The 18,048-nt window shown below is 53.0% G+C and carries 20 protein-coding genes; 9 read left to right on the forward strand and 11 right to left on the reverse strand.

Features of this window, described 5'->3' with window-relative positions:
• Positions 1-175: 175 nt before the first annotated feature.
• Positions 176-1,282, forward strand: coding sequence for an ISAs1 family transposase (locus NM686_RS13935; protein ID WP_255187025.1), 1,107 nt, complete (start codon positions 176-178; stop codon positions 1,280-1,282).
• A 275-nt stretch (positions 1,283-1,557) separates the two neighbouring features.
• On the opposite strand, the gene NM686_RS13940 is transcribed toward NM686_RS13935, so the two are convergent.
• The gene (locus NM686_RS13940; protein ID WP_255188443.1) at positions 1,558-3,816 is read right to left on the reverse strand and encodes a heavy metal translocating P-type ATPase; all 2,259 of its coding nucleotides are present in this window, start codon (positions 3,814-3,816) and stop codon (positions 1,558-1,560) included.
• A 47-nt stretch (positions 3,817-3,863) separates the two neighbouring features.
• Entirely contained in the window at positions 3,864-4,073 is a 210-nt protein-coding gene (locus NM686_RS13945) for a heavy-metal-associated domain-containing protein (protein WP_255188444.1), read from the reverse strand.
• A gap of 266 nt (positions 4,074-4,339) precedes the next feature.
• Between NM686_RS13945 and NM686_RS13950 the strand changes: the two genes are divergently transcribed.
• The 4 genes from NM686_RS13950 to mutM all read left to right on the forward strand — a co-directional run bounded on the left by NM686_RS13950 (position 4,340) and on the right by mutM (position 7,583).
• Positions 4,340-5,542, forward strand: coding sequence for an EAL and HDOD domain-containing protein (locus tag NM686_RS13950; RefSeq protein ID WP_255188445.1), 1,203 nt, complete (start codon positions 4,340-4,342; stop codon positions 5,540-5,542).
• Between the two features lie 3 nt (positions 5,543-5,545).
• Positions 5,546-5,986, forward strand: a complete 441-nt coding sequence (locus NM686_RS13955) for a rhodanese-like domain-containing protein (protein WP_255188446.1) — start codon at positions 5,546-5,548, stop codon at positions 5,984-5,986.
• A gap of 153 nt (positions 5,987-6,139) precedes the next feature.
• Positions 6,140-6,763 carry a high frequency lysogenization protein HflD gene (gene hflD, locus NM686_RS13960; protein ID WP_255188447.1) on the forward strand — a complete coding sequence of 208 codons (624 nt, stop codon included), beginning with the start codon at positions 6,140-6,142 and terminating at the stop codon, positions 6,761-6,763.
• A gap of 4 nt (positions 6,764-6,767) precedes the next feature.
• Positions 6,768-7,583, forward strand: a complete 816-nt coding sequence (gene mutM / locus NM686_RS13965; protein ID WP_255188448.1) for a bifunctional DNA-formamidopyrimidine glycosylase/DNA-(apurinic or apyrimidinic site) lyase — start codon at positions 6,768-6,770, stop codon at positions 7,581-7,583.
• Positions 7,584-7,588: 5 nt separating this feature from the next.
• Here mutM and NM686_RS13970 read toward each other — a convergent pair whose 3' ends face one another.
• A complete protein-coding gene (locus NM686_RS13970) occupies positions 7,589-9,256 on the reverse strand; it encodes an ATP-binding SpoIIE family protein phosphatase (RefSeq protein WP_255188449.1) in 1,668 nt (555 codons plus the stop codon).
• Positions 9,257-9,370: 114 nt separating this feature from the next.
• On the opposite strand from NM686_RS13970, the gene NM686_RS13975 reads away from it, so the two are divergent.
• A complete protein-coding gene (locus NM686_RS13975; RefSeq protein WP_255188450.1) occupies positions 9,371-9,736 on the forward strand; it encodes a DUF6164 family protein in 366 nt (121 codons plus the stop codon).
• Here NM686_RS13975 and NM686_RS13980 read toward each other — a convergent pair.
• The 8 genes from NM686_RS13980 to cobO all read right to left on the reverse strand — a co-directional run bounded on the left by NM686_RS13980 (position 9,733) and on the right by cobO (position 14,804).
• Positions 9,733-9,978, reverse strand: coding sequence for a TIGR02647 family protein (locus NM686_RS13980; RefSeq protein WP_255188451.1), 246 nt, complete (start codon positions 9,976-9,978; stop codon positions 9,733-9,735). The genes NM686_RS13975 and NM686_RS13980 overlap by 4 nt on opposite strands.
• 29 nt (positions 9,979-10,007) lie before the next feature.
• Positions 10,008-10,784, reverse strand: a complete 777-nt coding sequence (locus NM686_RS13985; protein ID WP_255188452.1) for a DUF3530 family protein — start codon at positions 10,782-10,784, stop codon at positions 10,008-10,010.
• Positions 10,781-11,860: an AI-2E family transporter gene (locus tag NM686_RS13990; protein WP_255188453.1), complete on the reverse strand. Its 1,080-nt coding sequence runs from the start codon at positions 11,858-11,860 to the stop codon at positions 10,781-10,783. The genes NM686_RS13985 and NM686_RS13990 overlap by 4 nt, the downstream gene beginning before the upstream one ends.
• 42 nt (positions 11,861-11,902) lie before the next feature.
• Positions 11,903-12,226 carry a cold shock domain-containing protein gene (locus NM686_RS13995; RefSeq protein ID WP_269021813.1) on the reverse strand — a complete coding sequence of 108 codons (324 nt, stop codon included), beginning with the start codon at positions 12,224-12,226 and terminating at the stop codon, positions 11,903-11,905.
• A 161-nt stretch (positions 12,227-12,387) separates the two neighbouring features.
• Positions 12,388-12,714 carry a (2Fe-2S) ferredoxin domain-containing protein gene (locus NM686_RS14000; protein ID WP_255188454.1) on the reverse strand — a complete coding sequence of 109 codons (327 nt, stop codon included), beginning with the start codon at positions 12,712-12,714 and terminating at the stop codon, positions 12,388-12,390.
• 582 nt (positions 12,715-13,296) lie between these two features.
• Positions 13,297-13,659 carry a hypothetical protein gene (locus NM686_RS14005; RefSeq protein WP_255188455.1) on the reverse strand — a complete coding sequence of 121 codons (363 nt, stop codon included), beginning with the start codon at positions 13,657-13,659 and terminating at the stop codon, positions 13,297-13,299.
• Positions 13,660-13,792: 133 nt separating this feature from the next.
• Complete coding sequence (locus NM686_RS14010) at positions 13,793-14,203, reverse strand: ketosteroid isomerase-related protein (RefSeq protein WP_255188456.1); 411 nt, start codon at positions 14,201-14,203, stop codon at positions 13,793-13,795.
• Between the two features lie 64 nt (positions 14,204-14,267).
• Positions 14,268-14,804: a cob(I)yrinic acid a,c-diamide adenosyltransferase gene (gene cobO, locus NM686_RS14015; RefSeq protein WP_255188457.1), complete on the reverse strand. Its 537-nt coding sequence runs from the start codon at positions 14,802-14,804 to the stop codon at positions 14,268-14,270.
• Between the two features lie 295 nt (positions 14,805-15,099).
• Here cobO and NM686_RS14020 point away from each other — a divergent pair, with 295 nt between their 5' ends.
• From NM686_RS14020 to gdhA, 3 genes are all read left to right on the forward strand, one after another.
• A complete protein-coding gene (locus tag NM686_RS14020) occupies positions 15,100-15,771 on the forward strand; it encodes a TVP38/TMEM64 family protein (RefSeq protein WP_255188458.1) in 672 nt (223 codons plus the stop codon).
• Between the two features lie 73 nt (positions 15,772-15,844).
• Positions 15,845-16,414, forward strand: coding sequence for a hypothetical protein (locus NM686_RS14025; RefSeq protein WP_255188459.1), 570 nt, complete (start codon positions 15,845-15,847; stop codon positions 16,412-16,414).
• 286 nt (positions 16,415-16,700) lie between these two features.
• A complete protein-coding gene (gene gdhA / locus NM686_RS14030; RefSeq protein ID WP_255188460.1) occupies positions 16,701-18,044 on the forward strand; it encodes an NADP-specific glutamate dehydrogenase in 1,344 nt (447 codons plus the stop codon).
• Positions 18,045-18,048: the final 4 nt, after the last annotated feature.

Consider the following 18,048-nt stretch of genomic DNA (forward strand, 5'->3'; position numbering starts at 1 on the left):
CACACGTTGATTCGCAGTTCCCCCGACACAGTCAAGACCGGGGCATAAAACGGCGCATTGTAACATTAGTTTTATAGTCGAATAAGCTGCAGTATCGGTGACACCAGGGCAATCGCGCTTTGTAGCACTTGCACGGGCAAGGGGTTTAGTATAGCGATTTTGCCTAATATCCCAGATGCTCCCAGATCCAACCCCCTATTTTGCTGACCTCACAGACCCGCGGCGAGAGGGCAAAAACAAACTCCACAAACTCACGGATATCGTGATGATCGTCTTATGCGCAGTATTGAGCGGCATCGAGGATTGGGTCGGCATGGAAGAGTTTGCCGAAGAAAAAGAAGATTGGCTGCGGACCTTTTTGGAATTACCGAATGGAATTCCCTCGCACGATACCCTGAGTAATGTCTTGGGCCGCCTGAATCCCCAAGCGTTTGCCGAGACCTTTCAACGTTGGGTGCAGGCGGCATTGCCAAGCCTTTCAGGACAGCAAGTCTGTTTGGACGGCAAGACCTTGCGCGGCAGCCGCGAAGGGGATAAGGCCGTGCATTTGATGAGCGCCTTTGCGGCTGAAGCGCGTTGGGTGTTGGCGCAACAGGCGGTGGATGAGAAGACTAACGAAATCAAGGCGATCCCCGATTTATTGTCGATGTTGGACATCAAAGGAGCTCTGATCTCGATCGATGCCATGGGTTGTCAAAAAGCCATTGCGAAAACCATCGTTACGGCGCAAGCGGATTACGTGTTGGCACTGAAGGATAATCATCCGAACCTTTGCGAGGATGTCAGGTTGTGGCTGGATACTGAAAATGCCAACGACCGCTTACCGGTCTACGAAACCATCGACAAAGATCACGGTCGCCTGGAAATACGCCGTTACAGCTTGAGTAGCGAGATTGCTTGGTTGACGCAAAAACCTGACTGGGCCGGGCTACAAGCCATTGGTCGGGTTGAATCGATTCGCACCCTCGGTGACAAGACCTCGGTTGAGTGTCGCTACTATTTGTGTTCGTTTACGGATTTGCAGCGCTTTGCCGAAGGGGTACGGCAGCATTGGGCGATAGAAAATTCCCAGCACTGGGTGCTGGATGTGCAGTTTGGCGAAGATGCGAATCGCGCCAGAACAGATCATTCCGCCGAAAACTTGGCGTTGATGCGACGGATGGCACTCAATTTACTACGAAATAACGGACCTACTAAAGACAGCTTGAAGCGCCGCAAGTTGCGAGCATGTTTGAACGATAACTATCGCTTTAAATTACTCTTCGGAACATCTGCAACATAGCGCGATTGCCCTGTCGGTGACACTGATGATGAGTAAACCGTCGAACTTCCAGTCTCCAGCGAGAATACCGAAAAAGCCTATTCATTTGAAAAAGTTAAAGCTTTTTTGTCCCATACCCTCAGCTCAGAAGAGCTATCGCCTTAGACTTTTCTGAATGGTGTTTGAATGTTTGACGGCAGCCTTGATACGGCTGCCGCTCTTGGTGAATCTTTTCGAAACCGGCGACTAATGAATAACGGCCAACGACACTCGTAGCCGAACCGCCGCTACAACACTCATGGAGCGTCTTCCTCATCGAGCTTGATCCAGCGCAAGCGATTGGCATTGCTGACCACCGTCACCGAAGACATGGCCATGGCCGCGCCCGCGATCATGGGGTTCAGTAACACGCCGAACAAGGGATACAACAGGCCGGCCGCTACCGGAATCCCGACGGTGTTGTAAAAAAACGCACCGAATAAATTTTGCTTGATGTTGGCAACGGTCAATCTGGACAGCGCCATGGCTGCCGGCACTTTCAGCAACGAGCCTTGCAGCAATACTACATCGGCGCTTTCAATGGCCACGTCGGTGCCCGTACCTATCGCAAAGCCGACATCGGCTTGCGCCAATGCGGGCGCATCGTTGATGCCATCGCCCACCATGCCGACTATCTCGCCTTGGGCCTGCAATTCCTTGACAACGGCCGCCTTGTCTTGCGGTAAAACTTGCGCGCGAACTTCGCTGATGCCGGCCTGTGCGGCGATCGCCTGCGCGGTGATCGGGTTATCGCCAGTGACCATCAACACCCGCACACCGCGACGTTGCAGTTGCTGAACGGCGCGCGCCGAGTCGGCTTTGATCGGGTCGGCCACGCTGAGGATACCCACCACCACCTTATCGACGGCGAGCAACATGGGGGTTTGCCCTTGCGCGGCCAACTCGGCCATGACATCACCATGCGCATCCACATCTATTTGGTGTTCGGCCATCAACGCGGCATTACCGAACAACCATTGCTGATCGGCAATGCGCCCAGTGATGCCGTGTCCTGCGACGGCGTGAAATTTTCTGACTCGATCCAGTTTGAGCTGTTTTTCTTCGGCGGCCGCCAATATCGCCGCCGCCAAGGGATGTTCCGAGCCCGATTCCAGACTTGCTGCTCGCTGTAAAACCTGCTCTTCGCCATATCCCTCAAAAGCCACGATATGCGACAGGGTCGGCTTGCCCACGGTTACGGTGCCGGTTTTGTCCAAAATCAAACAGGTCAATTTGCCGGCCGTTTGCAAGGCTTCGCCTTTACGAATCAACACCCCCATTTGGGCGGCACGCCCGACCGACACCATCACCGAAATGGGGGTTGCCAGACCCAGCGCGCATGGACAAGCGATCACCAGCACCGTCATCGAGGTGACGAAAGCGTAGCCTACCGCCGGATCGGGACCGAAAATCAGCCAGACGAAAAAGCTGAAAATCGAGATTGCCACCACCGTCGGCACGAAGACAGCCGAAATTTTATCGGCCAGCCTGGCCAAGGCCGGCTTGCTGCTTTGCGCCTGCCTTACGCTGTGAATGATTTGCGCCAGCGCGGTATCGCGGCCGATACGCGTCGCGGTAAATAGAAAGCTGCCATGTTGATTGATGGTACCGGCCGCCACGGTAGAACCGACCAGTTTTTCCACCGGCATCGATTCGCCCGTCAACATGGATTCGTCGACCGTGGAATGCCCTTCTATCAACTCGCCATCCACGGCAATCTTTTCGCCGGGCCGAACCCTAAGGGTTTCCCCCAAGCCCACTTGTTCGATAGGGATATCGACGTCCTGGCCTTCTCGCACCACGCGCGCGGTTCGCGGCTGCAAACCAATCAAGGCGCGTATCGCCGCAGAGGTTTTGCCGCGCGCGCGCGTTTCCAATGCACTGCCCAGATTGATGAACGCCAGAATCACCGCCGATGCTTCGAAATACGCATGGTTGGACAGACTCGGCAAGTTGTCGGAGTAATCGATCACGATGGAAGAATATAGCCAGGCCGAACCGGTACCCAATGCAATCAGGGTATCCATGTTGGCCTGTTTGACCCGCAGCAATTTGATCGCACTGGTGAAGAAATGGCCGCCGGAATAAAACATCACGACCAAGGTCAACAGCGCTACGGTAGTCCAAAATCCCGTACCCTCCCGGGTTCCCATCATAGGAAACCAGTCCAGGTGAGCCCCCAGCATCAGAGGCAAGCCCAAGGCGCCGGCAACGGCTGCCTTGCGCATCAGATCCCGATATCGCTCTTCTTCCTGCCTTTCTTCATCACTGGGATCTTCCAATCCTTCCATGACGGCTCCATCGTAACCCGCCTCCTTCAGCGCGGATTTGAGCAGGGCCGGATCGGCGGAACCGGTAACGACCGCCGAATGGTCGGCAAAATTGACATTGACGGTCTCGACACCCGCCACCCCTTGCAAGGCCGTTTCCACGGCGGCAATACAACCAGCGCACCGCATCCCTAAGATGGATAAGCGAATTTCCTGGTCCTGACTCATCGTTTGATCTGTGCTCATGACAACCTGCTCAGGTGGGTTTGGATAAAAAATAAAACCGCGCCTATTTATTCGACATTGAAACCGGCATCGATAATGGCGTCTTCTATCGCTTCCATATCGGTTTTGCCTGGATCGAATTCAACATCGACCTTTTTTTCCTTATGCGAGGCTTTGACTGACACAACGCCTTCGATAGCGGCCACGGCAGTATTGATGGTGTTTTCACAACCGCCACATTTCATTCCGCTGACATTGATTGATACTGATTCTGACATCTTGATTCTCCTTATGAATACTGCATGAATACTGCGTTATTAGTAACTATTCGTCCCCTGGGTGGTTTGCCGCGGAGGCTTCATCCAATATCTTGCAAAACCCTGTCCGACGGTCAAGCCTACACCCGTAATCCGCCAAAGCGGCAAGAATGGCTACCTTTTCATCAACTCTGAAGACAGAGGCTAGCTCAACTAAATTTTATCGGTCATCATATTGAGGCCTCATAATTTCATCATAGTTCAACCTCTGTTGCTTCGTAAACTACATGAAAGACATACTGATTGGTCGCCAGCAAATCCTGGACTGCAAACTTAACACTTTTGCGTATGAAATCCTCTTCCGCGGCGATCATTTCGACTTGTCGAAAAAAGAAGGCGCCGCATCAGCAACCAATCAGGTCATCACCGACACGATACTGGAAATCGGCTTGAATGAGCTGGTCGGGCCACATTTTGCGTTTATCAATTTCACCGCGCAAAACATTCTGGAAAAAACCCCGCTACATTTACCCAAGGAACGCATTGTCATCGAGGTATTGGAAGACGTCGCGGTCGATTTGCGCATCATCAACAACCTGCGAGAGTTATCCGCGCAGGGCTACATCATCGCGCTGGATGACTTCGTCCTGGCGCCACAATGGCTGCCCTTGCTGGAGTTTGCCGATATCGTCAAATTGGACATCATGGCAAACAAACGGGAAGATACCAGGCAATTGATCGAAAAGTTAAAGCCTTACAACGTCAGACTTCTCGCGGAAAAAGTCGAAACCCATGAGGACTTTGAATGCCTGCGTGATTGGGGCTGTGAATTATTCCAGGGGTTTTTCTTCAGCAAACCCAACCTCGTCAAAGGCAAGCGCCTTAGCGTCAGCCAAACCGCCGCCATCCAATTATTGGCCATCATCAACAATGACGATGTCAGCTTCCAGAAACTCAGTCAAACCGTCGCCCAGGATGTGGGTCTGACCTATAAACTGCTGCATTACCTCAACTCTGCTTCTTTCGCGCTACCCAACAAGATAGAATCGATTCAGCACGCGCTTACCTTTTTGGGACTACGGGAAATCAAACGCTGGGTCAATATTCTGACCTTGTCGTCGATGTCAACCAAGCCATCTTCCCTGTTGCAGACGATATTGGTAAGGGCCAAGATGTGCGAATTGCTGGCGAACGAAATCGGCGAAGACCAAGAAACCTATTTCCTGGTTGGACTTTTATCCGGTCTGGACAGCATCATCGACCAACCCCTGGAAACCGCTCTGCAACCCTTGCCCTTGTCCGCCCCCATCAAAAATGCCATTTTGTTTAACGCCGGCAGGGCCGGAGAAGCGTTACAATATGTGATCAATTATGAGCGCTGGGAAATTGAGGGCGATACTTTTCGCAACATTGCACCGCAACGCATTGCCGCAATCTACCTGGAATGCCTCCAGTGGTGGGGTGCTGACGTGTATCCCTTTATCAGATGAAACATGAAAAAAACACGGTTATCGTTATTCCCTGGCTTGTTGTTTATTAGTAGCGCGCTGATGGCTACGGAATTGAAAACCGTAAGTCCCGAGCAGTTACTGGATATGCAGCAAAATCAAAACGCGCTGGTCGTGGATATTCGCACAGAAGCCGAGTGGCAAGCCTCCGGCATCCTATCGAACAGCCTAAAACTGCAATCCTTCGACCCTCAAGGCCGCTTCGACCAAGCCAAATGGGTCGCCGCACTGGAACAATTAAAATCTTCGCCCGACCAACCGGTGATTTTAATCTGCCGTTCCGGCAACCGCAGCGCCAGAGTGGGCGATTTCTTGACTCGTCAACTGGGCATGAAAAATGTCCATCATTTACAAAATGGCCTGCAATCATGGCTCGAATCGGGCGGCCCGGTATCGCCCAACTGCCTGCAAGTCGCCTGTAAATAAGGTGATTCATGACAATAAATCCACCCGCCATGAACAATGTTTCCGTTTCGTTGACCTGGCAAAGCCGAAGCCCATCATGGGCTTCGTCTCTGCTCAGCGAATTCAGGCGGCCATGCAACTGGCCGGGTTTTTCTCAAAAACAGCTTAACGACCATGTCTTTGATCTCCATTAGCAACCAAACCATCGCCCTCGCCGGCATAGCTCAATCCGTCTCCTTGGTTCGGCAACTGGCGACTACTGGCAACGCCGACCAAGACGCCATGGCCGCCAGCATAGGCAGTCTGTTGAAAATCGATTCCGATAGCGTCGCCGACGTTTATGGCGGGCTGGCAGGCATACGCCACGGCCTGGAACAACTCGACAAGCAATTGACCAGCCGCGTGGTGGCCAACCCCGAGCAAGCACGCTACGCCGCGCAATTGGTGCATCTGCAAAAGCAGCTCAGCCAAAATCAGGACATGCTGAACAAGATTCGCGTCGGCATCACCCGGGCTCAAGCGCAGGCCGAACATTTTGGCGCGTTGCATGAAAATGTGTTGGCCAATCTAGCCGACATTTACCATGGCACCATCAGCACACTGCAACCGCGCATCATGATCAACGGCGACCCGCAGTATCTGGGCAACCAAGCCACGGTCAACAAAATCCGCGCGCTATTGCTGGCGGGCATACGCGCCAGTCTGTTGTGGCGTCAATGTGGAGGCAGCCGTTGGCACCTGCTACTGTCCCGCAAGAAACTGCAAGCCGAAGCCCGGCATTTATTATCCCAGCTCTAAACCCATGCCGGAATTACCCGAGGTCGAGACCAGTCGCCGCGGCATTGCGCCGCATATTTTGGGCAAATGCTTCAGCAGCGTCATCGTCCGCCAGCCCCGGCTACGTTGGCCGGTCCCAAGCGATCTGCCGAGCACGCTGGCTGGATTGAGGCTGGGCGCAGTCGAGCGCCGTGGCAAATATTTGTTGTTGACCACCGAGGCCGGCACCCTGTTGCTGCATTTGGGCATGTCGGGGAACTTGCGCATCACGACGCCCGACCAACCCATGCTCAAACATGACCACGTCGATTTCGTCTTTGATGATGGCACCGTGTTGCGTTTTAATGACCAACGCAGATTCGGCGCGGTTTTATGGACAGATCAAGCCGTCGAAACGCATCCTTTGCTGGCATCACTGGGGCCAGAGCCTTTATCCGCTGCCTTTGGCGGCGATTACCTGTACGCTTGCAGCCGAAACCGCAAGACAGCCGTCAAAAGCCTGATCATGGACAGCCATATCGTGGTGGGCGTCGGCAACATTTACGCCAGTGAATCGCTCTTTCTGGCCCGCCTGCATCCCAACCGCGCCGCTGGCGACATCGGCTTAGCCAGCTATCAAGACCTGAGCGCGGCCATTAAAACTGTCCTGCAGCGTTCCATAGACCAAGGCGGCACCACATTGCGAGATTTTCTCAATGCGCAAGGCAAGCCCGGCTATTTTCAACAATCCTTATCGGTTTATGGCCGCGAGGGCCAGGCCTGCCTATGTTGCGCGGAGCCCATTCAGCAACTCAAAATTGGCCAGCGTGCCAGTTATTTTTGTGGCGGCTGCCAGCGCTGACCGGTTTAGCGCAGCCAGTCAAACACGGCCGTGACGCGATTGCCCTTGCCGTGAAAGGTCACCCGGCTACACAAGGTTTCCAGCAACTTCAACCCGCGGCCGCAGAAACCGAGATTGTCGCGCAAGTCGTGCTGAAATCCTTGCCAATTGAAGCCATCGCCGCTATCGCTGACTTCTATCGTCAACTGCCCTCCCTTGTCAGTCGGTTTATGGGAGAACAGCAAGCAAATCTTGCCGACCTGCAAGCCCTGCAAGCGCTCTTCCTTCATTTGATAAAAACGCATGAAACCTTCGGGCGAGGTCTTGATTGCCGAATCCAGTTTCAATAAGCCATGATCCAGCGCATTGGCAAACAATTCGCTGATAATCAGGAATATCGATTGCCGGTATTGTTGCAAACCCTGTATTTCCATTAACGCATCGACCAGCACAGGCACGGGATTCAATAGTCGTAGCGCATCGATCTCGAGCTCCATGCTGGTTTTCCAGTTCAAGGCCTGAGTAGGACGGTCCAATCGCTCGGCGATGGCGCACTGCCACGGCACATCGTCGACATCGCATATCAATTTGACAAAGGAAATGTCGTCTTGCTGTTTCAAGTCAGCCGTATGCTCGTCCAGCATCGCGCGCAAGGAATCGAAACCGGATGCCGCCCGCCGGCAGAGCGCCGCCGTGATGCGTTCGGTTCCAAACGCCTCGCCCTGACTATTGGGCGCGTCGAACACTCCATCGGTCATCAGATACAGATGATGATGCCTGGCCACGCTGAAACTTTGCTCTTCTAACTCGAGCGTTCTTTGAATACCCAACGGGATGTTTTTGGAAGGAATGACCTTGTGACTGCCGTCAAGATCATTGACCAGGAAGTGTTCCGGCAGGCCGCAGGTGATCAGGCTCAAACTCTTGGAATCGGGATAAAGCGCGACTGCCGTGGCAGCCAGAAATCGATTGGTCGGCAAGACCCTGTAAAGCCTGGCATTGATCTCCTGCACAAGATCGGCCAGCGCAAAGCCTTTGCGGGCCATGCCATAAAAAATATCAGCCACTGGCATCGCGGCAACCGAGGCCGATAAGCCATGACCGGTAAAGTCGCCGAGCAAGACGTACAAATTATTGTCGGGCGTTCTCTCCGCCAATAGCAAATCACCATTGAACAAGGCCATCGGCGACATGAAGGACTTGATCACCCCGGTATGCAGATAATTGCTCTGCAACACGTTCTGGTAGATCTTGAACGCAACCTCCTGTTCCAAATCCATTTGCTGCGAAAAATCCGCCAATTGCCGGCGTTGCTGTCTCACGCGCCGATCAAGCCGCCCCATCCGCAGTGCCGACTCGACACTCATTCGCAGCAATCTTTGATCCAGCGGCCGAAAGACGAATCCATCCACGCCAATTTTCAGATAGTCGTCGATAAAATCATCCTGGCCTCGCTCCCCGACCACGACAAGCGGAAGATAGCCCGCCACCTCAGTCAGGATCGAAGCCAACTGCTCGGACACGTTGACAGGCGTCGACACCATCAAAAGATCCAGGCAGCCACCGGTCCGAATAAAATCGGCCGCCTGCTGTATGGAAACAACAGAATGGCATTGATAACCGACCCTTGCCAGAAATTCCGCCAGGCCATCTTGTTTACAACTTTCATCCTCAATCAGCAAAACTGTCGCCATTGAGTCGATTGTTAATAAGCTGTCAGAATTCATCGCACTTTTTCAATAATGGCCTGCATCGCCAATATTCGCTTTATAATTTGGCAATTCAAGTTGCCACCTTTTTTAAGGCTCATGTCCATTCTATTCTTTAATTTACGCGGCGTGCCGGCGGATGAAGCCGAAGACGTTCGCGAACTGCTTCTGGCAAACGACATTACGTTTTACGAAACCTCCGCCGGTTTCTGGGGTATATCTCTACCGGCCATCTGGCTGCATCACCCTGATGACTTACCCACTGCCCTGCGCCTGTTCGATGAATATCAACAGCAGCGAGCCATCACACAGCGCGCGCTTTATCAACAACGCAAACAACAGGGACTGCAGCCGGGTTTCTGGTTACACAATCTGAACAACCCGCTTCGCTTCATCGCCTACTGTAGCGTCATCGGCCTGGTCATTTACCTTTCCGTCAAATGGGTACTGGAACTGGGCTTTTAGCCTTGTGGTTTCGCATTCAAGATCGTCAGCATGCGCTGCGTGTGTTCAGCTGCCTCGACACCTAAATCGGTCAGATAACCTCCATCGACCTGGGTAGTCAACCCTTTTTCGAATAGTCGTTTGGCGGCTGCTATGACTTGCGGCTCGGCATCATGATGCACTTTGACCCCTTCCTGGTGAGAGGCCAGATTGAACAATGACAACAAATGGATTTCTGCGGCTATTTCGTCGGTTATGCGCATTTACATGCTCCTGATTCTAGGATTAAAAATTAATTTGGGTTCAAATTCAAGGTCAGCCAGCCATGGACGCGCTTGACTACCATGGCCGGATCGTGCGAATAGTCGTGATCTTCTCCATTGATTACGACTTGTCTATAGACCGGATTGTCCTTGGCCAGCATGCGCCGCTGACGCGCGGTATCGGCGACTTCGGGCAAATCAAACTCGGCATAGATATCCAGAAACGGCAACGCAATTTGTTTGAGAAAATCGCCGATCCGGGCTTGCGGCAACGTACTGTCCGGTAACGGTAGACTGATGGCCGCCAACGCAAGCAAGGCATCGGGTTCAAGACTGATGGTATAAGCCGCCATCGCCGCGCCGATGCCATGGCCGACCAGGGCTATGTTTCTCGCACCGTTGCCGCGCAAGAACGCAACCGCGGCCTGAATGCGGCCTCTGGCCTCGTCGAATAGACCGTAATAATCCCGCGCTTCCGCGCCGATCTCGCGCAGTGGCAACTGGATAGCCAAGGTTGCCCAATTATATTCCGGCAAGGAGGTTCGCAGGCCGCGAATCAACGGCTGATGATCCGGATGATTGCCCATGTCGTGAAGCAAAATCACCGCATTGGTATTGTCGGCTTTCTCGGCTTCGGTCCAAATCCCCAAAAAACGCTGCCCGGCCGAGTTCAACCAAACCACGTTGCCGGCGGAAGTGCCGGCCTGGAGCTGTTCGGCGAACTCCAATTCCCGCCGCTGGTCGCTGGCCCTTGCATCACCTATCAGGACTGCCAATACGACTAAAGCCAGCAGACGGTGGTTCACAGATAGGAACCGCCACTATAAAAACCGCTGACGGTATATCGGCCATGAACATGGCGCAATAACACCATGATCACCGAAGCCACCGGCAACGCCAGCAAAATGCCCAAGAAACCAAAGAGCTGCCCGCCGGCCAAAACGGCAAAGATGACGGCAACCGGATGCAAGCCAATCTTGTTGCCGACCAGCCACGGCGTCAGCCACATGCTTTCCAGACTATGCCCAACGCCAAACACGATCAAGACAGAAACCAGATGCACCGCATCCTGAAACTGCAACAACGCCGCCAGACAAGCCAGGCCGATTCCGACCAAAACACCCATATAGGGTACGAAACTGATCATGCCCGCAATCATCCCGATCAATAGCGCCAGATCCAGCCCAATCAGCAACAATCCAAGACTATAGATGACACCCAGCGCCAACATCACGTAGAACTGGCCCCGGAAAAACGCACCCAGCACATCATCCGCCTCGCCGGCCAATTTACCAACCGTTGTCGCGGCCCGTCGCGGGAACAAATCATGGATCTTGGCCATGAGGAGGTCCCAGTCCCGCAATAAATAAAACGTAATCACCGGAATCAGCACCAAATTCATCAGCCAGCCGATAATCAGCGCGCCTGAATGCGAGACGGACTGCAACAGGTTTTCCGTTCCCGATTCGCCTTCTTGCCAATAACCTCGTATGTAGACGATTAACTGATCGGTTTTCAACGGTCTGATACCCTTGCCAAAATATTTCTGCAAGCTCGGAATGACCGACTTGTTCAACCAATGCAAGTAGGACGGTAATTTATCGATGAACTCGCTGATCTGATATTCAATCGTTGGAATGATGAACAGTAAAACACCGGTCGCGATCACGATGATACCGAGAAACACGACGACGACCGCCAGCGTCCGGTTCAGGCGAAAGTTTCGGTAGCGGAACAACTCCAGCCTATCGACCAGGGGATCGCCCAAATACGCCAAAATAGCCGCCACTGCGAAAGGCATCAGAATGGGGGCAAGCCGATAAAGCAACCAGCCCACACCAACGACAAAAGCCAGAATCAGCCATTTTTGTGAATCGCTCATAGGACTTTCCATTGCGCCGCCATGCCAGTTTTCAACACTCAATCAATACAGATAGGCATAAGCGGCGACCGCGGCGCTAACCAGACCCAAAGCCGCGGCCGTGAGCCATAGCCATTTCTTGCCGACCTTGCCCTGAGGTTTTACCAGCTCCGCGCCATCAATGCGCGCATTGATGGCCTTGAACTTGCCGCCCGCATCCTGCCCTACTTGATAAAACAACACGTCGCCGCGAACCGGACGTCGGGCCACGCCCTGCAAGGCGGAAATGTGGATAAAAATATCCTTATCGCCATGATCGGGTTGAATAAAACCAAACCCTCTGTCGTCTTTCCAGGTTTTTAAAACCCCTCTATGAAATTCTGCCATCGTCTTTACCTCTGTCTGACTTAGGATGCGGTCATAAATGACATCCCGATTCAATAAACCTGCTGTGGTACGCCCTTCTTTTTGGAAAATTACTTTTACCTGTTCCTCTCGTTTCGTAATGCGTCCATGCGCAGAGGCACCCGTTCGGAACGGAAAGCAGGTCATTCATGAAAAACCCATTCCGCGACAGGCTTGCCGCCAACCAAATGCTGCTCGATGATGGTATCGAGCTTTTCATCATCAACCGCATAATACCAGACCCCATCTGGCTGCACGCACAGTAAAGGCCCGCCAGTACATACCCCAAAGCAATGCACTTGGCTGCGCTTGATTTTGATGTTCCCATCGACCAAGCCCCGCTGTTTCAATTTGGTTTTCAAGGCTTCGTATAAAGCCAGGCCTTCCCCATGTCGGGTACAGTTCTTCCCGGTGCAAACCAATACGTATCGATCGTAGGCCGGCATGCTGGGTTTTAGGGAGTCTGACATGGCTTGTTCGAAAATCGGGGCTATTGTAAAGGTGGAGGGCTTGCTTTCTCCGACAGCGCGCATGTCGAGACAACAATCTGAGCATAAAAATCCCGGGACAATCTGCCCTCAAAAAAGTCAATGCCGACCGAGGTTGTCGTAAAAGCCCCTCTCCTCGCGCGCGCGGGTGAGGGAATAAACAACGAATTTATCCCCTCTTCTAAGCTGCTCCCGGCGGGTGAAGGCATTGGCTTGGGAATGAACATGAAATAATCTATGCCAATATTCGGTGCAGGTGTGGATTTATCCGCACAGTGCGAATGAATTCGCACCTACCTTTGTCGAGCTTATTTCTCACACATTCCTTACCTTTATAGGATTTGGTTGAAAATAATTTCCCGCACTCGGGGCTCATCGTCCCCATGCTCCGCGTGGGAATGCAGCCTGAAGCGCCCTGCGGTTCGGGATGCTAGAGTGTCCCTGAGCAGGCTTCCACGCGGAGCATGGGAACCAAAAGCGGAAGTTATTTCTGACGAAATCCTTACGACCTCTGGACTGGGGGAAAACACGGCGCTCCCGATAAACACAGGAACACCTTTTTGACTAGAATTTTTTATCGATCAGGACCTGACCGTCGATCACGAGCTTGGAAACGCCGCCCAATTGCTGATGCAAGGTGCAGGATGCGGTTTTGAAATTATCGCCCGCTTCGCCAACCCATTCCATCGTGACATAGGTCTCTTTATCGGTATCGGTCTTGGACGGAAAATAAACCTGCGAGCCGGTTTTGCTTTGTATCAATTTCGGACATTTTTGATTGGCCATTTCCTGCATCGCTACTAACGAGCGAATCTGCGAGGCGGCTTCCTTTTCTTCATTGGTTTGGTCCTTACTGGCACCCACCACCAAAAACCCCACCACGAATACGCCGACGACGGCTATCATCAATTTCTGTGTTTCACCCATGCTTGCTCTCCTCTGTTTATAGTTATTTCGGCAAATCGGAAATATTGCACTTCGGATTCTATGCGATGCCGGCACTATCGGCAATTGGTGATTCCGAAATCACGCGGAATCACCCCTGGATGAACAGCAATCCTTATTGTTGCGGATCGACCTGCGCAATCCAGTCTCCCAGATTGTAATAGTTGGTGACTCGAGCCACTTTGCCGTCGCGAATATCGAAAAAGGCGCCGGCCGGCAGACGGTACGTTTGGCCGTTGGCTTCCGGCAGGCCTTCGTCGGTATTCAAATATTCGCCCAACACCACAAATTCCGCGGCAGCGCGAGTGCCATCTTCGTTGGCCATGACAACCATGTCCACCAGTTGTTCGCGATAATGATGATTCATTTTATCCATGAATCTGGCAAATGCTTCCTTGCCTTGCTCGCGATCGCCCTGGTTGATGTCATGCACCACGTCGTCGGTCAGCAAGCTCAGAAAGGTATCCATATCGCCATTGTTGAAGGCTTGATAGTATTTTTCGATCAATTGTTTGGCTTGTTGCATGATTGCACTCGTTTGACGGATTAAAAAGGCGGCAATTCTGCCAGAAACGGCGGATTATTTCAGCTTAAAATTCGACGCCTTGCTCGGCTTTGATACCCGCTTGAAAGGCATGTTTGATGGGTTTCATCTCGGTGACGGTATGCGCGGCCGCAATCACCTCCGGCGCCGCATTCCGTCCGGTCAATACGAGATGCAGCCAATCGGGTTTGTCCTGCCTGATGAAATCCGCGACTTCCTGGCCACTGATCCAGCCGTAGCCGCAGCAATAGTTGATTTCATCCAATATGACCAGATCAAACGCCCCGGACACTATTTTTTGTTTGGCAAATTCCCATATATCGCGACTGGTCTTGATGTCTTGCTCCGGATTCTTGGTATTCCAGGTAAAACCGTCACCCAACGCGTGCCATTCGATATTATCAAAGCGTTCCGCGGCTTTTTGCTCGCCGGTTTGCCATTGCCCCTTGATGAACTGAATCACGCACACGTTCATGCCCCAGCCGGCGGCCCTGAACACCATGCCAAACGCACTGGAGGATTTCCCCTTGCCTTCTCCGCTATGCACCAGCACCACGCCTTGCCGTCTTTCTCTGCTTTTCATTAACCCTATTTCCTTGACTGATTTAAAAGGAACAAAATACCAAGAATTGGATGGCTTGCCTGATTATTATGGCGAGATCATCAAGGATTTGTACATCGGCACATTTGGTCTAGTATCGGATTGAGTATCGGGTAACAATTAAGGTGGACTTTAGTCAAATGACTGGAGGTTACAAGGTTGCCGGGTGAATCATCACCGGCGCGATCCAAAACTGACCACTGGACCAAATTTGGCCTGATCTTCACGGCAAAAACTATTTCCGCCAAAGCTTATCCGGAATTTACGGGGAGACGACATGCAAAAACAACATTTGATTTGGCTAGTGCCGGTAGTGGCGATCCTGCTGGTTTGGCTCGACCTGCCTAACGTACTTAGCCTGGACAATATCCGCGCTCACAGGGAAGCCTTGCTGGCATTTACCGAGCGGCATTATCTGGCGATGTTGCTGTTGTGCGGCCTGGGTTACAGCCTTTCGACCGCGCTTAGTTTACCCGGCGGCACGGTGTTATCTCTGCTGCTGGGATTTTTGTTCGGGCGCTGGGCAGGTACCGTGCTGATCGTGATTTCGGCTACGCTAGGCGCGGGCGCCGTGTTCTGGCTGGCGCGTTATTTGTTCGCCGACTGGGCACGGGAGAAGCTGAAAGCCAGCGCCTTGTCGCAAAAACTGCTGGACGGTTTTGATGCCGACGCCTTCAATTACCTGTTGTTCCTGCGCCTGGTGCCGCTGTTCCCGTTCTGGCTGGTCAATCTCGCGCCCGCCTTTACCTCGGTATCGATGCGCACTTACCTGGTCACGACCTTTATCGGCATCATGCCGGGCAGTTTCATCTTCGCCAATCTGGGTCAGTCGTTGGGCCGCATCGATCGTCTGGATCAATTGCTGTCGGTTGAAACCATGGCGGCGCTGAGCTTGCTCGGACTGTTGTCGTTGATGCCGGTGCTGTCCAAACACTTGCAACCGGACTGATTCCCGTCATGCCACGGCCATTGTTTTCTCCACCGATTTCCGCGGCCCCATCATCGCCAATACCGCCCACAAAATGACCATCAACCCGGATCAGCAATATTTTTTAATGAGTTTCAGATTCGATAAAAAGACTCCAGCAGACTTCGGCCTCGTATCGGTGCCGGAACAGGATGATCTCTTCATCAGCACACACGACAATTCCCGTTGGAAGAAAAAGGAGCTCTATGATTTCGGCTGGGGCAACGAGAATGGCTTTGTCAGGCAACCCGAACTGGGCTTCGACGCGTTGTGGTATTTGCTGTCAAACAGCGAAATACAGGAAAACGAATACGGCGCGGCAAGCGAATTACTGGAGCGATTCCCCGAAAATCTATTGGGCACAGTGGAACAGTTTTTGGGACACGGCGACCGAAATCTTGAGCCAAAACAAAAAAAGGCCTTGATGATTTTAAAGCTGGATCAAGCGACAAATCGATGTCCAATAATCGGTAAATCTTACGCACAAATCAGTCAGGATTTTGCAAGATGGGAAGCAGTGAGCCAAAAGGTTACTGCTCTGAAAAATTTACCTTCAGCGATTCAGTCAAGCCAAACAAAAACACCAAGTCCAAGAGATAAACGCCCTTGGTGGAAGTTTTGGTGAGCATAATATTGCCCCTGCTTATAACCCGCGCCGACCGGATAACCCATCATTTCCAGTCATATGCCCCAGCGCTCCAAGCAAGCTCTAATCTAGGTCGTTCAATGACGCCAGCCGGTATCGTCCAGTGCTTTCCAGACTTTGCCAAGAACGAGCATTCGACCAACCATTAATTTCGAATCGCTATATTATTGGAAGTTTCGCGGGCCCGTGGGTTAGAATTGTCCACCTAACAAGCTATAAACCCAACCAAAGATTATTAACAAGCCCAGTAAGAGGCAATACCTTCATGAAATACCAAAGCTGTGACGAATTTCTGAACCACGTCGCTCAACTAAACCCCGGTCAGCCAGAATTCCTCCAAGCCGTGACGGAAGTGATGGAGAGTTTGTGGCCCTTTATTTCCCGCTTTCCCAAATACGCCGAGAATGGCTTGCTGGATCGTCTGGTCGAACCCGAGCGCGTCGTCATGTTCCGTGTATCCTGGGTCGACGATCAAGGTAAAGTGCAAGTCAACCGCGGCTATCGCATTCAGCACAACATGGCTATCGGCCCCTACAAAGGTGGTTTGCGTTTCCACCCTTCGGTCAATCTGTCTATCCTGAAATTCCTGGCTTTCGAACAAACCTTCAAGAATGCGCTGACCACCTTGCCCATGGGCGGCGGCAAAGGCGGCTCCGATTTCGATCCCAAAGGCAAAAGCCCGGGAGAGGTCATGCGCTTCTGCCAGGCCTTCGTATCCGAACTGTTCCGCCATGTCGGCGCAGATACCGACGTACCCGCGGGCGACATCGGTGTGGGCGGCCGCGAAGTCGGTTATATGGCCGGCATGATGAAAAAACTCACCAACCGAGCGGACTGCGTGTTCACCGGCAAGGGCCTGAGCTTCGGGGGCTCACTGATTCGTCCGGAAGCCACCGGCTACGGCACGGTCTACTTTGCCGAAGAAATGCTGAAACGCCACGGCCTGTCGTTCGATGGTCTGAGGGTCAGCATATCGGGTTCCGGCAACGTGGCGCAATACGCGGTGGAAAAGGCCATGGAGCTGGGCGCCAAGGTCGTCACCGTCTCCGACTCCAGCGGCACCATCGTCGATAACGAGGGCTTCACGCCGGAAAAACTGGCGGAATTGATGGAAGTGAAAAACCACCTCTACGGCCGGGTCAGCGATTACGCGGCACGAACCGGCAGCGAATTCCGCGCTGGCGCCAAGCCCTGGGATGTCCCTGTCGACGTGGCCTTGCCTTGCGCGACGCAAAACGAACTGGATGCCGTCGACGCGGCCACGCTGGTCAGAAACGGCGTCAAATGCGTGGCCGAGGGCGCCAACATGCCGACCACCATCGAAGCGGTCAAGCTGTTCGAAGCCAACAAGGTGCTCTATGCACCGGGCAAAGCCAGCAACGCCGGCGGCGTGGCTACTTCCGGCCTGGAAATGAGCCAGAACGCCATGCGGCTGTCGTGGACCCGCGAAGAAGTCGACATGCGGCTGCAGGAAATCATGCGCGGCATTCATCAAGCTTGCGTGCAGTACGGTGACCGCGAAGACGGCAGCTTCAGCTATGTCGACGGCGCCAACGTGGCGGGCTTCGTGAAAGTGGCTGACGCCATGATCGCGCAAGGGGTTTTATAAACCG

Origin of the sequence: Methylomonas rapida (assembly GCF_024360925.2) — a bacterium.
Classification (GTDB): Bacteria; Pseudomonadota; Gammaproteobacteria; order Methylococcales; family Methylomonadaceae; genus Methylomonas; species Methylomonas rapida.